Below are 19,192 nucleotides of genomic sequence, written 5' to 3'. Positions count from 1 at the left end.
AATGGAAAATAAAATCATATTGCCGGCTGAATGGTATCCGCAAAGTGCCATTCAGCTTACCTGGCCTCATGAGGATACGGACTGGGCCCCGATATTGGATGAAGTAATCCCTTGTTTTGTCTCTATAGCCAGGGAAGTAATTAAGCGCGAAAAACTCCTGATTGTCTGTGTCGATGAGCAAGCGGTCCGCGAGCAGTTGGGAGAGGTGGATTATAGCCGTATCCTGTTCCGGGAAATGGAAACGAATGATACCTGGGCACGCGACCATGGAGGCATCTCTGTTTTTGATGAGGGGGGACCTTGTGTCTATGACTTTGTTTTTAATGGCTGGGGGATGAAGTTCGCCGCCAATTACGATAATTTGATTACCCGCAACCTGTTTGCACAAGGAACCTTTTCCGATTCCGTATTGCCAGTAAATATGCAACCGTTTGTGTTGGAAGGCGGAAGTATCGAAAGTGACGGAAAAGGGACTTTGCTGACTACGGTCGAATGCCTCGCTTCCGTAAACCGGAACGAATACCTGCAAAAGGAAGAACTGGAGAATTACCTGAAAGAGGTATTCGGATTCGAGCGTATCCTTTGGCTGGAAAACGGTTATCTGGCGGGAGATGATACGGATAGCCATGTAGATACATTGGCTCGCTTTTGCAGTGAAGATACGATAGCCTATGTACAATGCACGGAACCGGATGATGAGCACTTCGATGAGTTGCAGGCGATGGAGCAGGAGCTACAGGCTTTTACCCGGGCAAACGGAGAACCTTACCGGCTGATTGCTTTGCCGATGGCGGATAAGGTTGAATGGGAAGGTGAACGGTTGCCTGCCACTTATGCCAATTTCCTGATTATGAACGGAGCCGTTTTATTGCCGTTTTATCAGTCACCCAAAGATGCCGTAGCAAAAGCCGCTTTGCAGGAAGCTTTCCCTGACAGGGAAATAGTAGGTATTGATTGCCTGCCTCTGATAAAGCAACATGGTTCGTTGCATTGCGTAACGATGCAATATCCGGAAGGTTTTATCGATTAGTCCCGGTTTGGGAAGAAACCGGCGGAATGAATTGTCAAATTGTTTATAGTAAAGTGATGAAAATAGGATTAGTCCAGCAATCGAACAGCAGCGACCGTGCTGCCAATATCGCCAAATTACAACAAAATATACGTACCTGTGCCGCACAAGGTGCCGAGCTGGTCGTTTTACAGGAATTACATAATGGTCTTTATTTCTGCCAGACAGAGAATACGGAGGTTTTCGACCAGGCAGAATCCATCCCCGGCCCTTCCACAGAGACTTTCGGGGCATTGGCAAAAGAGTTGGGAATCGTGCTTGTCCTTTCTCTTTTTGAAAAACGTGCTCCCGGTTTGTATCATAATACAGCGGTAGTGCTTGAGAAAGATGGAACCATTGCCGGTAAATACCGTAAAATGCATATACCGGACGACCCCGCCTATTATGAGAAATTTTATTTTACTCCGGGAGACTTGGGCTTCGAGCCGATAGAAACTTCTGTCGGTAAGTTGGGTGTTTTGGTTTGCTGGGACCAGTGGTATCCCGAGGCTGCCCGCCTGATGGCTATGAAGGGAGCCGAACTGTTGATTTATCCGACTGCTATCGGTTGGGAAAGCAGCGATACCGAAGAAGAGAAACAACGCCAGTTAGGTGCCTGGGTAACTGTTCAGCGCGGACATGCCGTAGCGAATGGTTTGCATGTAGTAACGGTAAACCGTGTGGGACATGAAACAGACCCTTCAGGGCAAACGAATGGAATCCGATTCTGGGGAAATAGTTTTGTGGCAGGCCCGCAGGGCGAACTGATTACCGAATTTTCAAATGACCGGGAGGAAGTACAGGTGGTTACCATCGATAAAACACGTAGCGAAAATGTCCGCCGCTGGTGGCCGTTTTTCCGTGACCGCCGTATCGATGCCTTTGGAGGACTGACAGAGCGTTTTCTTCTATGAATTTCTTGAATCGTACGGAAGCCGTCGAGCAAATGAACCGGTTGGGAAAAGCTGGACGGCAATTTCTTTTTATTATTGATTACAAGCAGGAATGTATCTGGGTTGAGGAAACGGATAAAGTAAACCCTTCCGAAGTATTATATAATTTGAATGGTTATACGAATGCTGAGGATGCCGTTTTTTCCCCGGATAAAACAATCGACTGGGATACATTTCCTGTTTCAGAGGAGACCTATGCCGCCTCTTTTCGTAAGGTAGCTGATGCTATCCATGCCGGAAACTCTTATCTGGTAAACTTAACCTGCTCGACTCCGGTTCGGACAAACCTTACATTGGATGAGGTTTTTTACCGTTCTAAAGCCCGTTATAAGCTCCGGGTAAAAGATGCGTTTACCGTATTTTCCCCAGAGATTTTTGTGCAAATGCGTGATGGCTTTGTGTATTCCTATCCGATGAAAGGGACGATAGATGCTACCTTGCCCGATGCCCGGCAGCGGATACTGGATGATCCGAAAGAAACGGCTGAACATGCAACTATCGTAGACCTGATCCGGAACGACTTGAGTATGATTTCGGAGGAAGTAACCGTTTCCCGTTACCGTTATATCGATGAACTGCAAACAAACAAGGGACGTTTATTGCAGGTAAGCTCCGAAATCCGGGGACGGTTGCCGGAAGGCTGGCAGTCGTGCCTGGGGGAATATCTGTTCCGTCTTTTGCCTGCCGGTTCCATTACCGGGGCTCCTAAAAAGAAAACGATGCAGATTATAGCGGAGGCGGAAACCTATGAGCGGGGTTTTTATACCGGTGTGGCGGGTTATTTCGACGGAATACAACTGGACAGTGCCGTGATGATACGTTTTCTGGAAAAGCAGGGCGAACAGTTCCTGTTCAAAAGTGGGGGAGGCATTACGTCCCGGAGTGATTGCGGCAGCGAATATAACGAAATGAAACAGAAAATATATGTCCCGATATATTGAAACCATCCGGATAGAAGGCGGACGGATTTATAATTTACCGTACCATAACCGGAGAATGAATGAAACACGGCGAAATATCTTCCAAGCATCGGATAAGCTTGATTTGTCGGACTATATCCATCCTGAAGCCTATCAGGACAGGACTAAATGCCGTGTCGTGTACGAACAGGAAATTGTGGAAGTGGAGTATGCTCCTTATGCTATCCGTCCGGTATCCTCTCTGCATATTGTGGAAGATAATGCTCTTTGCTATCGGTATAAGAGTACGGACCGTGATGCCTTGAATCGGTTGTTTGCTTCCCGTGGAGTTGCCGATGATGTGTTAATTGTGCAGGACGGTTTGCTTACCGATACATCCATTTGCAATATAGCGCTTTGGAATGGAGAGCGTTGGCTTACCCCGTCCTGTCCGCTATTGCAGGGAACCAAACGGGCTTCGCTTATGGATGAAGGAGTACTGTTTCCGTCTGAAATAAAGGTCGATGATTTAAAGCTCTATTCCCGTATCCGCTTGTTTAATGCGATGATAGAGTTTGGAGAGATAGAATTTCCTGTTGGGAATATAGATTAAGCTGTAAGTCCGGGATAAAGGATGGTGCTGCTTGCCAGATAACCTTTATCGTTCGCATAGATAAACAGTAGCGTACCGTTTTTAATCATATTGATAATAGGTTTTGTCAGGGATTGCGGAAGGGCGGGGCAACCGAAACTTCTACCCAGGCGTCCGCTGGATGCGGCAACGGAGGGATTGGCATAGGCTGCTCCGTGTACAACGATGGCACGCTCTTTGGCTTTGTCGTTAATCCCTTTTTCCAGTCCGTTGAGGATGAGGGAATATCCGTTCTTGCCCTGATAGGTATTTTCCGTTACATAAAAACCGAGTGAACTTTTGTAAGAACCGCTTACATTGGAGAAGGAGGTCGCATAATTTCCCCCGCTGTTTTTGCCATGTGCCACAACAGAAGAGAACAGCAGCTTTTTGTGGCGTACATCCATCACATAAAGTCGTTCCTCGGTGGACGGTTTGGTAAAATCAATCAGTGTGATAATGTCTTTGTTGGGGCGCTCTATTGTTTTGCTGCCTATGATAATCTGTTCAAAAGCCGTATAATTTACAATGTCTTCCAACCCCATATCCGTGTAAAGCTTCCTACATTCGGTCTGTATGGCAACAGACGGATCGGCAGGCAACGACGCGGAAGAGCCTCTGGTTATTGAATAATTTACCGGAAGAAATAAAAGAAACAGATATAAACAGATTCGTAATAACATAAAAACAAAGGGAAAAAAGATTGGCGCAAAGTTAGTGTTTTTATTCAAAAACAAAAACAATTGCCTCATTTACAGGTGCCCAATCATAAATAAATTTAGCATGCGAGGTAGCATTCCGTACGCACATATGGGAGCGCGGGATGGTTCCAAGCGTTGAACTGTATTCGATGAGCGATTTTCCGGGGGCATTGACCGGAATCCCGTGTATGTATCCTCCGTTTGTGAAACGGCTGGCATAGGGAGCAAACCCGCCGGTTTCTTTGGAACCGTCTACGAGGTATATCATCCGCGACTTCTTTTCTTGTACCACGTACATGCCCGGAGGCGTTTCCTGTGCATGAGGGGGACGATGCTGCCCCGTTGTTGCCGGATTCATGCTTCTGACAAGCCATTTGGAACCGGCATGTTCGAGTGTGGCAATATTCTGGTTGGTTACATCTACGAAGATGGCCTTCTTAAATACGACCGTATCCGGGATTGTCTTGATATATTTTTCGGGAGCGAACCATTTTTCGTCCGGATTAACTGTTTCGATAAGGCGCAGCCTGCCTTCGTCCGAAAGAAGTTTTACCAGCGAACCGTCTCGTCCATAGCGTTCTGCCGTTACCGTATCGGTTGGCAGGTAGAGGGGGACAGACTGGTAGCGTTCGACACCCAACGTATCGGACACACGTTTGTAAGCATCCCTGCGGAACTTGTGGACAAGCGGGGCTTCCCCGTTCCTGTTTTTGTAGTTTTGCAGGATAGCCCATTGTGCAGGTTTGTATTGAATGGATTCGAGCAGGGCCAGACGTTCGCGTATTTTATCCCATTGGAACTGGCGGGTGGTATCTTTATACGGATAACTGTCGGCTAAGGTATGTTTATCATAGAGAAGTTCTTTTTCTATTGTGATGATAATGGGAGGGGGAACGGTATCTATCGCTTTGGGTTCTGCAACAACCGTCAGGCTGTCTGTTATGGGATTTTCGTTTTTTGCTGCGTCCGGTTTTGTGGAACAAAAGGAGAAGGCAAAAAAAGCAAGAAGCAAAAATACGGAGCTTATCTTCATTTTGTATGTTCTGATATTGTTTCTGTTGGATAAAAGTATGATTTATATTAAAACGAACAAAGATAAAGAAACATTTGTTTACTCTTGCTGCTATAAATAGCCAATGGCCGGGAAGAAATTTCCCAGCCATTGGGGAAACAGCTTCCCTGCCGTTAGGGAAAGCCCTTCCCAGCCATTAGGGAACGCTCTTCCCCAGTATTAGGGAATGCTCTTCCCTAACGTTGGATGAGTTCCGTCTCCGGTACTGGATAAACACTGCCTCCAACGGTGGAGGAGAGCTTCATCCGGATTTTTATTCCCGGATACACCGGATAGACAATCCGCTCGCCCTGGGCCATGCTCCTTGTTTCAACGTTGCATCGATGGCAAATATGTAACTGGCGTCTGTACTACCCGACGGAACCGACGACGACCAGCAGTTACATTGGGTACCCTGGCTATTGGACAGACCATCAAAGTTACTGCGACCACCCGCTGCAGGTAAGATAAGTTGAGGATAACCACTATCTGCATTTACTTTAAATAGACCGCTTCCCCAACTATTCGCATTTCCGATAGATTTCAATTCATCTATTGTTGGCACACGGTATCCCGGAGGGCAAGGGTCGTTTGTCCCTTTCCTGCTGCCGTTCCATAACGAGTTATTTTGAGAAGTTAACCAGTCGCCGGGGTGATTGGGGGAATAATAAAAAATATGATTATTGGGTTTGGAATTACTTGTAGGGCCAGAAGTCGTAGAACTACCGTGGTTGGTATAGTCGGCACGTCCCCATTGATACATATTGCCTGCACCGGCAACTATCGCATTCCATCCGTCACCAGCCTGTGCCACACGGGTAGCCCCGCAATTGACGGGAGCCCACCATCTACCTCCTTTCTTGATAGCCGTATAATACGGGCTGCCTTCTCCTGTCGGATAGCCATAGTAAGAAGCGCCACGCCAGATGGTGTATGATTTGACTGTATTTCCGTTATGTTTGATATTCATTGTTGCTTTATGAAGTTGGTACTCGGCATCAGTTCCGCTTGAGTTGGTCACAACTATGTCGTAAGTATATTTGCGGCGGTTATTGCCAATTTCTGTTTTTATCAATCTGGAACTATTCAGCCAGGTGTTTCCTCCGTTTTTTGAGTTGCAATAAGTACCGTCATAGGAAGTCGATAATTCCGGGGTGACAAACATACCATAGAAAGAAACAGTCATCGTTTTACCATTTGTTCCCACCCGGTAACCATACGAGTCGTTTTTCTCATCTTGTCCTGCAAGGTCTTCCGCTAACCAGGCTGTCGCTTCACTGAAACTTACCGTAACAGGTGTTTCTTTATCTTTTGCCAGCCCATTGATGACTTTAATCGTCTGGTCGGCAGGTACGGTGGTAGGGAAGCCGCTTTTGGAAGGGTCGAGTTTCACAGTATAAGAGAAATCATCGGTTGGGCACTCTGTTTTGTCATAGGTCAGCCATTCGGGACCTTCCAGGGTGGAACCTCCGATACAATTACCGGTAATCGTTATAGAGGGGATATCGTTGTTCGCCTCTGCATCGAGAGTGATGGATGCCTGAGAGGTCAGTACAGGACTTTGGAAGTTTGATTCGACAAAGACAACGGTTTCATCTCCGCTTACTATATCCATAAAACGCAGGATAGCTTTGGGGTACTGTTTCGTGCCGTATCCCGGTTTCAGACTTAAGTTATATTGGTAACCGGAAACGGTTGCTTTAGTCGTTGCTTCTACCGGTTCGCTCACAACCAGCCAGTCATATTGTTGGGCGGAAAGTCCTCCTTCATACGTTTTCTTTACGCTCAATGGCGTGTTGCTATTGAAGTCCAGGTTAAAGTTACTGCCGGTTTCCACAGCCATGGTAACAGTACGGGTATGTGCATCATAAATGGTTCTGCCTTTATAAGCGTCCGGAGTAGAGAATGTCATGCCTGAGGAATTTCCACCTTCATTCGGGTTGTAGTCGTCCAGACTGCCGGCGTCATTCCAATCGTCGACTTTTAGCGTGAAGTCGAGATGGTATTCGTCCGCTTTTGTGATACCGATGGTATACCGGTGGTTTGGGTTGATTTCCAACTCAACAGAGCCTCCGTCAGCGGTTTTCTGGATAAACGGGATTTGATAAGATACTTCTTTTGTCTCTGTTTGGTTTACCTGATAAGTACCGTTCAGAATCAGGTAGGCTTTATCTTCCAAGGGGCTTGGGTAGCTATAGAAAGCAGACACCTGCAAACCTGTATTGGCATTATCTCCCTCAAATGCACATGCCGGATAAGTGATTAACTCCCCGGCAGTCGCTGTGGCAGCGCCATATACCTTAACCGGGAAGAAGGTGGTTCCTCTCCGTCCGTTCCCCATCGAGATGGATTCCAGATGGAATTTGGATTCAGTTTCTATATTGCTTACATCAAAACGGGCCATTGTACGCGTCAGCTTAAAACCCACCTGCACACGCGCCGAGGAACCGAAGTCTGTCAAGTCTATAGGTGTTGTTTGTGCGCCAGTCATCGGGAGAGGTAACCCTAATGCCTGAGATGCATCTGTCAGTAATGGTGAATGGAACTTCCGGAACTGTAGTTCGGTCGGTTTGCCGTCTGTCAGGACTCCCGTTTCTATATTATAAGTAAGCGGGTCGAAATCGGTATCTGTTACCGGATTACCACCGACCGGATTAATGAGTTCCGTTTGGTTGGCAATGCAGTAAAGGCGGACAAACAGCCCTTTTTGCAGTTCCAGCAGTGCGGTAGTGGTAGCATTATCCGTAGTTGGTGTAAGGTTCAATTCCTTTGCTCCTGCGGGAAGTGCCGAGCCATCCTGCCGGTAGGAGAACCGTTCGCGGAAGGTATAGGCATCGCCTTCTGCTTTCGCTCCGAATACATAGACATCGAGCGTAGCGATTTCGTTCTCAGCCTCGGTAGCAATGGGAACATCTGCTTTAGTTGTAGCTTTTGTTTCCGCTTTGGTTGTCTTTACTGTGAGCTTGTTCTTAAAAGAAAGAAGCACTTCGCGTTTGTTTGTACTGTTTGTTCCGTCTGTGTGTGTTCGGTCATATTTGTCCGCTTCCGTCGTACAGGAGGCAAATAGCACCACGGCAAGCAGATATACACTTGCCGCGAGTGCCTGCACCGGTCTGATAGGGGGACATAGACCTTGTAACTTTGTTTTCATATCCATATATATTTAATTGTTTGTATTTGTTATTACCCTATTTTTTTGTGGTGTCTGATTCATATCTGATAACTATTTAACCATATGTTTGCTTTTAATAAGAGATAATTGTGAGTTCTGTGTAGACTACGTTAAATATTAGGGTAAACAAAAAAATCATTCCGTGAAAGCAGTTACGAATCATATATTTTCAGGGTTTTAGGGGTGATTCTATAAGTGTTATGTCTTAAAAATCAAAGGATTTGTGAAATAATATCTGATAATTAGTTTATATATTTGTCAAGTTTAACGTAGTCTACACAGAACTTATTAAATAAAGATTCAAGAAAGGTTATTCAATAAGTATTGTCACCCTCTAAAGATATATTAGTACGAAATGCTCCCGAATGAGCATCCAAATAGAAATATGTCAAAGGGGACTATCTTCAACTTTTTGTTCGGATAGTCCCCTTGGTATTTAATACTTTTGTATTTGTATTTTTGTCAGGATTCTTTCGGCAGTTTGAGCACGAAGCGGATTAAAGCAACAAATATTTTTCCGTATTTATCCAGTTTTAACTGCCCGACTCCCCGTATTTCGCTGAAAGCATCCAGTGTAACAGGCTTTTTGTTTACCATGTCTTCCAAAGCGTCGTCAGAGAAAAGTACATAAGCAGGAATATGTTCTTTTTCCGAAATTTGTTTGCGAAGCTGTTGCAGGGAATCCAGTAAGGTGGTATCGATATTATCGGATTGGATAGGACGTATGGGCTGATATTTATATCCCCCTCTCTTCATAGGCAGTGCAAAATCTTTGGTTTCCTTGAATACGGTAAGAAGTGCCGGTTGTTCTCCAAAAAGGATTTTCCGTCCTAAAGGAGTTACAATTAACCTGCCCGCCGAGATATAATCGATTTCTATATAGCCTAATTGCAGCATCTGGTAAAGATATTCTTTCCATTCTTTGTAACTGAGGTCTTTTCCTACTCCAAATGTTTTTAGTTTATGGTATCCCTTTTCTATCAATTCTGTTTTTTCGGAGCCACGGAGGATATCTATTAAAGCGGACATCCCTACAAACTGACCGGTACGGAAGATGCCGCTTAGTGCCTTTTGCACTAACACGCTGCCATCGAAGCGTTGGGGAGGGTTTTTACATACATCGCAGTTTCCGCAATCTTTATCCGCTTCTTCCCCGAAATAACTCAACAGGATACGACGGCGGCAAATATCCGCTTCGCAGTAACGGCGCATCCGGTTCAGCTTTTGCAGGTTTACATCCTTCTGCCCGCTATTTTCGGCAAAACGACGGAGTATTACCAAGTCGCCTACCGAATAAAACAATAAGGTATCGCTATTCACCCCGTCGCGTCCGGCACGCCCTATTTCCTGATAGTAATTTTCTATACTTGCAGGCATATTGAAATGAACAACCCAGCGGACATTACTTTTGTCTATCCCCATGCCGAAAGCTACAGTGGCACAGACCACATTTACACGGTCGTTGATGAAGTCCTCTTGTGCTTTTTCACGTTGCATGGGAGGGAGGCCGGCATGATAAGCTACGGCACGTATGCCGTAGTCTGCTAACTTTTCGGCAAGGTCTTCCGTGCTGTTGCGGCTCATGCAATAGATAATACCGCTTTGGCGATGGTGTTTGTTTATAAAATGGACGGTAGCGGCTATCTTTTCTTTTTTATTTAGTCCCCTGCGGATTGTGAGTGAGAGATTCGGGCGGTCGAATGAGGAAATAAATATTTCCGGTTCGTTTAATTTTAATTGTTCCACAATGTCCGTGCGGGTTACTTTGTCTGCTGTGGCGGTGAGTGCTATCAGCGGTACTTTCGGGAAATTCTTCTTTAGTACGGACAGTTGTGTATATTCCGGACGGAAGTCATGTCCCCAATGGGAGATACAGTGTGCTTCGTCGATGGCTATCAGTGATATGTCCATCCGCTGTAATAACCAATGCAATTCCCCCATGATGCCTTCGGGCGAGATATAAAGAAGTTTGATTTTGCCTTGTATGCAGAGTTGACGGACGCGATGTCTTTCTTCTTCAGGCATCATGCTGTTGAGGGCAGCTGCCGGAATACCGTTAGCAATCAAGGCTTCTACCTGGTCTTTCATGAGAGCGATTAGCGGGGAAACAACAACTGCTGTCCCCGGTAGATAAATAGCCGGCAATTGGAAACAGATCGATTTACCACCCCCTGTAGGCATTAATACAAGTACATCCTTTTTGTGTAAAATACATTGTATGATTTCTGCTTGTAAGGGTCGGAATGATGTATATCCAAAAAATCGTTTAAGAAGTTGCAGTAACTCTTTCATATATTATAGAAGGGGTACTTATTTGTTCATAGCGTGCAAATATAGAAAATAATTAGAGTAGTGACGGGATTTTACCTATCTTTGTGGCATTATTTATTTAAGGAGCCGGGACGGCTCATTTTTTTAACATGACATTTGAACAATTAGGATTAATCGAGCCGATACTGAAGGCTCTTGAAGAAGAAAGTTATAAAACCCCAACCCCTATACAAGCTGAAGCAATACCTGTTATCTTGGATGGTTATGATTTATTAGGTTGTGCACAAACTGGAACCGGTAAAACTGCGGCATTTTCCATACCTATTATCCAACGGATAGAAGCTCAGTATCGTAAAGGACGCAAGCCGGGTATAAAAGCCTTGATTTTAACGCCTACCCGCGAACTGGCTATTCAGATTGGCGAAAGTTTTACGGCATACGGCCGGCATACGCATGTACGGCATACTGTTATTTTCGGCGGTGTAGGACAGAAACCTCAGACGGATGCTCTGGAGAGAGGTGTGGATGTGCTGGTTGCAACTCCCGGACGCTTACTGGATTTGATTAACCAGGGGTTTGTCCGGTTGGAAACATTAGACTATTTTGTTTTGGATGAAGCAGACCGAATGTTGGATATGGGCTTTATCCATGATATTAAGCGAATATTGCCTCTTCTTCCTAAAAAGCGGCAGTCTCTTTTCTTCTCGGCTACTATGCCTCCGGAGATAGAACGTCTGGCAAGCTCTATCTTGCATGAACCGGAAAAGGTGGAAGTTACGCCTCCTTCTTCTACCGTAGATAAAATAGAACAATATGTCTATTATGTGGAAAAAGCGGAGAAAGTTAATTTATTGAAGACACTTTTGGAAGACAAAGCCTTGGAGTCCGTATTAGTTTTTACCCGGACCAAATATGGTGCGGATAAAGTAGCACGCGTATTGAATAAGTCCGGCATCGGAGCCGAAGCAATTCATGGCGACAAAGGGCAGAATACCCGTCAAAGAGCTTTGAGTAACTTCAAGGACCATACAACCCGTGTATTAATCGCCACGGACATAGCAGCCCGGGGGATTGACGTAGACCATCTTTCGCATGTTATCAATTATGAATTGCCCAATGTTCCCGAGACATATGTACACCGTATCGGACGTACCGGTCGGGCAGGACGTGACGGGGTGGCTTTTTCTTTCTGTGACGTGGAAGAAGTTCCTTACTTGAAAGATATACAGAAACTGATTGGTAAAGAAATCGAGGTAGCAGGTGGAAATGCTTTTGAAACAGCAGAAGTAAAAGTAGCTGTGGCTGAAAAGAAAAAAGCAATTAAAGATGAATCTAAACGCAGGAATATGTTTGGAAGCAAACGCGACGGGTCTTATTGGAGGAATAAAAAACGGGCGGCAGGCAATACTGCGGCTAAACCGAAGCGGAAATAACTCTGAAAATAGAGTGAGGATTAGTTTTCTATTCCCTGAAAGATAAATAAAGATATGGCATTTGATATTCATTTTGTTGCAAAGTTTTAAAATATAATTCTTAGTTTTGCAGAAGTGTGTCCAATGCTATATCATAAATATTTTAGTGCTTGAAATAAAAGAAAATATAATAGACCGCATAAATGAAGGTGATATGAAAGCTTTCGAACAGCTTTATATGACTTTTTATGTCTATTTATGTGCTGTGGCAACAAAATATGTTTATGATCCGGAGGTCGCAAAAGAGATCGTAAATGATGTGTTTTTAAATATATGGAATAACTCTTCTCTACTTACTTATCCGGTGAATGCTTATCTGGTTCGTTCCGTACAAAACCGTAGCCTGAATTATTTACGCAAAAAGCGGTTGGAAGAAGTTCCTTTATCTGATGTCCAGGAACAATTATTAACAATACAGGAGCAACAGGTTTCTTCCGCTTCCCATCCGTTAGCTTATCTGGAAAATAAGGAATTGGAAGAAAAAATATATAAAGCTGTAGATTCTCTTCCTGAAAAATGCCGTAATATATTTATCCAGTATCTTTATATGGATAAGTCATATGAAGAAATTGCTCAAATGAACCATATCAGTCAGAGTACCGTGCGTGTACAGATTAAGATAGGATTAGCCCGGATGAAAGAGACTTTAGGCAATTATTATTATCTATTTCTTCTTATATTTAATTTTTTTGAAAAATAATCGTATTTCTCTTAAACGGAATGACTGATTGATGTGTATATATTAGAAACAGTGTTAACAAATCTGTTTTTTTAATATATATGGAGAAATCAGAAAAAGACATAGAAGGCCTGATATATGACTACCTTGCCGGGGAGTTATCAGAAGAGAAACAGAAAGAACTACTTGCATGGATTAATGCGGATGACGCACATCAGAAAATGTTTTCTGATGCTGTTGATTTTTGGGCGATAGCTCATGTGCCTTACTTTTCAGCTCAGGCAAAAAAAGATTTTTCCCGTTATTTTACTACTCCGTCCACACTTAAAAAGCAAACAAGTAAATTCTTCTTATCAAATCGCAGTAAATGGTATCAAATTGCAGCAGCAGTTCTTTTATTATTCGTTGTGAACTTTGGCTTTTTCCGTGCCGGGCAATACATGCAGAAGGATAAAGAGACTGTTTCTTATTGTGAAACAACTGTCCCGATGGGAAGCAGTACCAAAATGGTTCTTCCGGACCAGTCTGTGGTTTGGTTAAATGCCGGTTCGACATTCAGATACAGTACTGATTTTAATAAAAGTGCCCGTACAGTGGAATTGAAGGGAGAAGCTTATTTTGAAGTCGCACATGATTCTCTAAAACCTTTTATTGTAAAATCATCGCATTTGGATATCCGTGTTCTTGGAACGCACTTCAATGTGAAAGCTTATGAAGATGAAGAAAATACGCAGGTTTCTTTGGTATCCGGTAAAGTACATGTACATGTGAATAGTGATGATGCAACTGTAAGTAATGATATAAATCTTTATCCTAATGAACAGTTGAGTTATAATAAGGCTGAAAAGACTTTGAAAATACAGGATGTGAAAGGTTGTGATACATATACTTGGATAAAAGGAAAAATACAGTTTGAGAATCAAACATTCGATAGAATAGCAAAAGATCTGGAACGCAGATTTAATGTACATATTATTATAGAAAGCTCTTTTCTTCCAAACGAAGTTTTTACAGGCAGTTTTTCATTGGATTATTCTTTCTCGGATATAATGAGGGAGATCGATATGGATAAAAAATATGTTTGGATGCGCAAAGGTGATACTATTATTATTGGAGATAAATAAATGCTTAATTATTAACAAATCTAACATTTCATGGAAATGAATTATTTAAAGAAGTCTGGAAAATGGATGGTGGCAGCATGCTTGTTGGCTGGTTCTCCGTTAATCCCAGTGAACGCTTATGCGTCCGATATCCAGACACTAACGATGTCTGTCCAAACGGAAAGCACAACATTGAGAGCCCTTTTTGATCAGATTGAGGCCAAGTTTAATTACACTTTCCTTATTCGGAATAATGACATTAATCTGGACGAACAGGTTACCTTGAACATGGAAAACCGTTCTGTCGAAGATATTTTGAAAACCGCATTAAAAAATCAGCATGCTGATTTTATTGTAAACGATAACCGAATTATCGTTTACAATAAAATCAGCATGCTGATTTTATTGTAAACGATAACCGAATTATCGTTTACAAAATTAATTCTAAACAAAGTGAACCCTCTGTTAGCGAAGTATCCCAGCAGACTATAAAAATAAAAGGGGTTGTTGTTGATGCAACGACCGGAGAGCCTGTAATTGGAGCAAATGTGCTTGTGAAAGGTTCTATGAACGGAACAAGTACGGATTTGGATGGTAAGTTTGACCTTGAAGCTCCAGCCGGAGCTACAATTTCGGTATCATATATTGGTTATCTGCCTGTAGAAATGAAAGCTACAAGCAATATGACCATTAAAATTAAAGAAGACACTCAAAATCTTGAAGAAGTAGTTGTTGTCGGATATACTGTTCAGAAAAAAGAAAGTTTGACAGGTGCGATGCAAGTTGTATCCAGCGATAAATTGTTGGATGCTACGACACCTTCTGTTGAGAACCTTCTGTCAGGCAAAGCTCCCGGTGTATATGTAATGAGTGGTGGCGGACAGCCGGGCGCTTCTGGCAAAGTTGTGATTCGTGGTAAATCTACTGTTAATGGTAGTACTGATCCTCTATGGATTGTTGATGGTGTTATTGTCGGTAGCAGTGCCGGCAGTTTGAACCCTGCCGATATTGAGTCAATGTCTATTTTGAAAGATGCTGCATCTACTGCGATTTATGGTTCTCAGGGAGCTAATGGTGTTATCATTGTAACTACGAAAAAAGGCAAATCCGGAAAAGCTTCTATCAATGCTTCTGTTAAGTTAGGTGTTAACCAGTTACATCGTGGAAACTTGAATATGATGAATGGTGAAGAGTTATATGATTATTATAACTCATTCGCTAATAAAGAAGCTATTCCTTCCTATTTTGTACCGGAATTACGTAATCGTAATTTTGACTGGTGGAAAGAAGGTACCCATCTGGGATTAGCACAGGATTATAATGTATCTGTTTCCGGTGGTTCCGATAAAATCAAAACCTATACTTCTATCGGTATATATGATGAAAACGGTGCTGTAAAAGGATATGATTATACGCGTTATAATTTGCGTTTCAACGTAGATTATCAAGCTACGGATTGGTTGACAATCAAACCGAAAGTTTGGGGTACGCGTAGTGATATCATGGACCAGCAACAGGATGTAGGTTCAATTATGTATGTGAATTTCCCGTGGGATTCTCCTTATGATGAAAATGGCGAACTGATCCAGCAATACAAACCGTCCAACTGGATTAATAGCGATGCAACCAATTCGATGTACGATTTACAATGGAACTATGAGAAAAAGACTTCTTATGAGTTCATGGGTAACTTTGACTTCGATATTAAATTTACAGATTGGTTGACTTTTGCTTCTGTTAATAGTTATAAGTATGGTAGCACAGCTTTGAAAAATTATTCAGATCCGCGTTCTCAAGCCGGTAAAGCCGACCAGGGTTTATTGCAGGATAAGAATACTTCCTATTACCGTATTTATAGTAACCAGTTGCTCCGTTTCAATAAAGTATTCGATAAGCACTCTGTCAATGCTATTTTAGCTTATGAATGGAATGCCTATACACAGGAAATCCAGGATCAGACAGCTGCAAGTTTTGCTCCGGGTTTCTCTGTTGCAGATGTGGCTGTTACACCTAAAAAAACAAAAGGTAGCCAGAGTGAATGGGCTGTTCAGTCTTATTTGTTCAATGCGAATTATGCTTATGACAACCGTTATTTGTTCTCTTTCTCATTCCGTCGCGATGGTGCTTCGAACTTTGGTAAAGATGCCAAATATGGTAATTTCTTCTCTGTTAGCGGAGGTTGGAATATCCATCAGGAAGAATTTTTCAAAGCTAAAGATTGGGTTCAGCAATTGAAATTGCGTGCCAGCTATGGTTCTGTTGGTAATCGTCCGACACAATTATATCCTCAGTACACTTTATATAGTTTAGGTTCCGGTTATAATGGAAATCCGGGGGCTTATCTTTATCAGGTAAAGAATGATAATCTTACTTGGGAAAAAACCTATACGGCAGGTGTGGGTATCGATGCTATCTTATTTGATAGATTGACTATTAATCTGGATTATTATAATAAGAAAACAACTGATTTATTGTATTATGTTCCGTTACCTGGCGTTACGGGTGTTACTGGCGTATATCGTAATGTCGGTTCTGTAAAGAACAATGGTTTTGAAGCATCAGTGAATGTAGATATCCTGAAAGGTGGAGACTGGAACTGGAGTATCGCCGCTAATATAGGTTTGAACCGTAATAAGGTAACAGAATTGTATGGTGGTAAGACCCAGATTATCACGGGTAATGCTGGTACAAACACTTATATTTATATGGATAAAGTTGTTATGCCGGGTGAAGATGTAGATACATGGTATGGAACAGAGTGGGCTGGCGTTGATCCGGAAACAGGATCTCCGTTGTGGTACACTACAAATGAAAATGGTGAACGTGTAACAACGAATAGTTACGGAGAGGCTTCTAAGCATCAGGTTGTGTTAGGAAAACAAACTCCTGATTTTTACGGAGGTTTCTCAACAAACTTATCTTGGAAAAATATAGATTTATCAGCTGTATTCGGTTATTCTGTTGGTGGTAAGATTTTTAACTACGACCGTTCAATGTATGACTCTGATGGCGCTTATGTAAATTATAACCAGATGAACTTAAAGAGTGGTTGGAGCCGTTGGGAAAAACCGGGTGATATAGCTACACATCCGAAAGCTGAATATGGAAATAAGAGCCAGTCAAGCCGTGGTTCTTCACGCTATCTGGAAGATGCAAGTTATTTGCGCTTACGTAACCTGACATTGGGTTATACAGTTCCTTTAAAGGTTCAGTTTATTGACAATTTACGTGTCTTCTTCTCTGGTGAGAATTTATTTGTTGTTTCAGGTTTTTCTGGTATAGATCCAGAGCTTTCTGTTAATGAAACAAGCAAGGCAGGTCAGAATGGTGTGGCTATTGCTCCATATCCCCAGACTCGTAAATTTATGTTCGGTTTGAATGTTACATTTTAATTAAAGGAAAAAAGGAATGAAAAAAACAATGATAGTGGCATTAGCGGCAGTTGCCACAATGATAACAAGTTGTGATATAGATCGTGCTCCGTATGGTTATTATACGGATGACAAGATTATGTCAGACAAAGAAGCAGCCGTAGATGTTTTGTTGAATGGATGCTATGCTAAATTGAAAACAGCATCGGAACATCTTCATTATTGTGGTGAGTTCCCCAGTGATAATGTTTGTAAAGACAAACCTACGACGAACCCGTTCGGTACTTATTTTACATATCAGCATACGGTAAATAATTCCGGACTTTCAACTGTATGGAATAGTGCTTATAACATTATTTCACAGACCAGTTCTTTAATGGATATGATTAAAGAAGGAGAATCTCCGGAGTTAGACCAAAAATTAGGTGAAGCTTATTATATGCGTGGTATGATGTATTTCTACCTTTGCCGTGTGTTTGGACGCCCGTATTATCAGCAACCGGAAAAGAATTTAGGTGTGCCTATTGTAAATGGTATGCCTGAAGACTTGACTAATTTGAATCTTCCGGACCGCTCTTCTGTTAAGGATACTTACGAACAGGTATTGTCAGACTTGAAAAAGGCTGAGGGTTTGATGTCAGGCTTCACTTCTGCTTCCTATGTCTCTAAATATGCAGCTCAGGCTTTGCTTGCTAAGGTGTATATGTATATGAGCGGTACATTCGAGAATCCGAATAAAGATTATGCCCAGTTATCTTATAATTATGCAAATGAAGTGATAACAAAAGGACCGTTTGAATTGCTTAGTCATGACATGTTCAAAAGATATAATGAATTTGCACCGGATGCCGCTTCACAGACAGAAACTATTTTTGCCGTAAAATATATTGCTTCTGATGTTTCTGATTGGGGCGATCCTATCGGCAGTATGTATGCGGAAATTGACGGACAAGGCTGGGGTGAAGTATATGCAAGTTCAGAATATATGGATTTATTGCATGAAACAGGAAGAGATAAGGATGCTCGTGAAGCTTTTATCCATCCTCAATATAAGGAAGATGACAAAGGAGAAAAAATACCTGCATTCCGTTTTGTGGCAGAATTATCTACAGATGGAAAAGTAAGCAGTTATGTTTATCGTCAAGGTGAAACAAAACAGAAAGATGGTAAGTTAATTGCGACGATTGATAACAAAGAATATGAGTTGACACTTGTCGATAGTAATAGAAAGCGTTATTCAATTATATATGATGGCAAAAAGTATGAAGGTGATTATGATTATTTAATGTTGGAAAGCCAGGGTAACCCTAAATTTTTCAGCTATAAATGCTCTAAACAGGATGGCTATCCTCATTTATACTCTCCGATTATTTCCCGTTTGGGTGAAATCTACCTGATTCGTGCCGAAGCAAGTGCTAAATTGAATGATTATGAGGGTGCTTTGTCTGACTTGAATGAAGTACGTGAACGTTCTTTGCCGGGTGAGGGGTATAAATCTCTGGATGCAACTAATGCACATAAGCTGATTATGAAAGAAAGGCAATTGGAGCTTGCATATGAAGCAGACCGTGGATTTGATGTGTATCGTGTAGGTGATACGATGGTTCGTAAGTACCCGGGTATTCACGATGGAACGATAGAATATCCTGCAACAAGCCCGTTGGCAATTCAATATATTCCTCAATCTGAAATTAATGCATATCCGGGAACATTAACTCAGAATCCTTAATTTCTGGTTTGGATATAGAATTGTATTTATAAAATGGGCAGGAGATAGTCTCCTGCCTGTTTTGTAAAATTGTTATTATTCATATGGTATATCTTCTTTTAGTTCAATCTTT

At 42.4% G+C, this 19,192-nt stretch carries 14 protein-coding genes; 10 read left to right on the top strand and 4 right to left on the bottom strand.

Features of this window, described 5'->3' with window-relative positions; all coding sequences use genetic code 11:
- The first annotated feature begins 1 nt into the window (after position 1).
- The 4 genes from ACGE0T_RS13165 to ACGE0T_RS13150 are packed head-to-tail and all read left to right on the top strand — an operon-like array spanning position 2 to position 3,513.
- On the top strand, positions 2-1,030 hold the full coding sequence (locus ACGE0T_RS13165; RefSeq protein WP_459187085.1) for an agmatine deiminase family protein: 1,029 nt from the start codon (positions 2-4) through the stop codon (positions 1,028-1,030).
- 56 nt (positions 1,031-1,086) lie between these two features.
- A complete protein-coding gene (locus ACGE0T_RS13160) occupies positions 1,087-1,962 on the top strand; it encodes a carbon-nitrogen hydrolase (protein WP_459190469.1) in 876 nt (291 codons plus the stop codon).
- Positions 1,959-2,942 (top strand): aminodeoxychorismate synthase component I, encoded by a 984-nt coding sequence (locus tag ACGE0T_RS13155; protein WP_459187084.1) that lies wholly within the window; start codon positions 1,959-1,961, stop codon positions 2,940-2,942. The genes ACGE0T_RS13160 and ACGE0T_RS13155 overlap by 4 nt, the downstream gene beginning before the upstream one ends.
- Complete coding sequence (locus ACGE0T_RS13150) at positions 2,926-3,513, top strand: aminotransferase class IV family protein (RefSeq protein WP_459187083.1); 588 nt, start codon at positions 2,926-2,928, stop codon at positions 3,511-3,513. Before ACGE0T_RS13155 ends, ACGE0T_RS13150 begins: the two co-directional genes overlap by 17 nt.
- Here ACGE0T_RS13150 and ACGE0T_RS13145 read toward each other — a convergent pair.
- The 4 genes from ACGE0T_RS13145 to recQ all read right to left on the bottom strand — a co-directional run bounded on the left by ACGE0T_RS13145 (position 3,510) and on the right by recQ (position 10,747).
- Positions 3,510-4,214 carry a murein L,D-transpeptidase catalytic domain family protein gene (locus ACGE0T_RS13145; RefSeq protein ID WP_459187082.1) on the bottom strand — a complete coding sequence of 235 codons (705 nt, stop codon included), beginning with the start codon at positions 4,212-4,214 and terminating at the stop codon, positions 3,510-3,512. The genes ACGE0T_RS13150 and ACGE0T_RS13145 overlap by 4 nt on opposite strands.
- A 40-nt stretch (positions 4,215-4,254) precedes the next feature.
- Positions 4,255-5,265, bottom strand: coding sequence for a L,D-transpeptidase (locus tag ACGE0T_RS13140; protein ID WP_459187081.1), 1,011 nt, complete (start codon positions 5,263-5,265; stop codon positions 4,255-4,257).
- A 292-nt stretch (positions 5,266-5,557) separates the two neighbouring features.
- Positions 5,558-8,434, bottom strand: a complete 2,877-nt coding sequence (locus tag ACGE0T_RS13135) for a fibrobacter succinogenes major paralogous domain-containing protein (protein ID WP_459187080.1) — start codon at positions 8,432-8,434, stop codon at positions 5,558-5,560.
- A 483-nt stretch (positions 8,435-8,917) separates the two neighbouring features.
- A complete protein-coding gene (recQ, locus tag ACGE0T_RS13130; protein WP_459187079.1) occupies positions 8,918-10,747 on the bottom strand; it encodes a DNA helicase RecQ in 1,830 nt (609 codons plus the stop codon).
- A gap of 128 nt (positions 10,748-10,875) precedes the next feature.
- Between recQ and ACGE0T_RS13125 the strand changes: the two genes are divergently transcribed.
- The 6 genes from ACGE0T_RS13125 (at position 10,876) to ACGE0T_RS13100 (ending at position 19,080) form a co-directional block, all read left to right on the top strand.
- The gene (locus ACGE0T_RS13125; RefSeq protein WP_459187078.1) at positions 10,876-12,159 is read left to right on the top strand and encodes a DEAD/DEAH box helicase; all 1,284 of its coding nucleotides are present in this window, start codon (positions 10,876-10,878) and stop codon (positions 12,157-12,159) included.
- A gap of 193 nt (positions 12,160-12,352) precedes the next feature.
- Positions 12,353-12,898 (top strand): RNA polymerase sigma-70 factor, encoded by a 546-nt coding sequence (locus ACGE0T_RS13120; RefSeq protein WP_459187077.1) that lies wholly within the window; start codon positions 12,353-12,355, stop codon positions 12,896-12,898.
- 80 nt (positions 12,899-12,978) lie between these two features.
- Positions 12,979-14,001, top strand: coding sequence for a FecR domain-containing protein (locus ACGE0T_RS13115; protein WP_459187076.1), 1,023 nt, complete (start codon positions 12,979-12,981; stop codon positions 13,999-14,001).
- Positions 14,002-14,037: 36 nt separating this feature from the next.
- Positions 14,038-14,391: an STN domain-containing protein gene (locus ACGE0T_RS13110; RefSeq protein WP_459187075.1), complete on the top strand. Its 354-nt coding sequence runs from the start codon at positions 14,038-14,040 to the stop codon at positions 14,389-14,391.
- Between the two features lie 11 nt (positions 14,392-14,402).
- Positions 14,403-17,372, top strand: a complete 2,970-nt coding sequence (locus ACGE0T_RS13105) for a SusC/RagA family TonB-linked outer membrane protein (RefSeq protein WP_459190468.1) — start codon at positions 14,403-14,405, stop codon at positions 17,370-17,372.
- Positions 17,373-17,388: 16 nt separating this feature from the next.
- Complete coding sequence (locus ACGE0T_RS13100) at positions 17,389-19,080, top strand: RagB/SusD family nutrient uptake outer membrane protein (RefSeq protein ID WP_459187074.1); 1,692 nt, start codon at positions 17,389-17,391, stop codon at positions 19,078-19,080.
- Positions 19,081-19,192 lie beyond the last annotated feature (112 nt).

The sequence above is a fragment of the Parabacteroides sp. APC149_11_2_Y6 genome (genome assembly GCF_054506995.1).
Note: the sequence above shows the minus strand (reverse complement) of the source record. Positions and strands in the feature narration are given on the sequence as shown.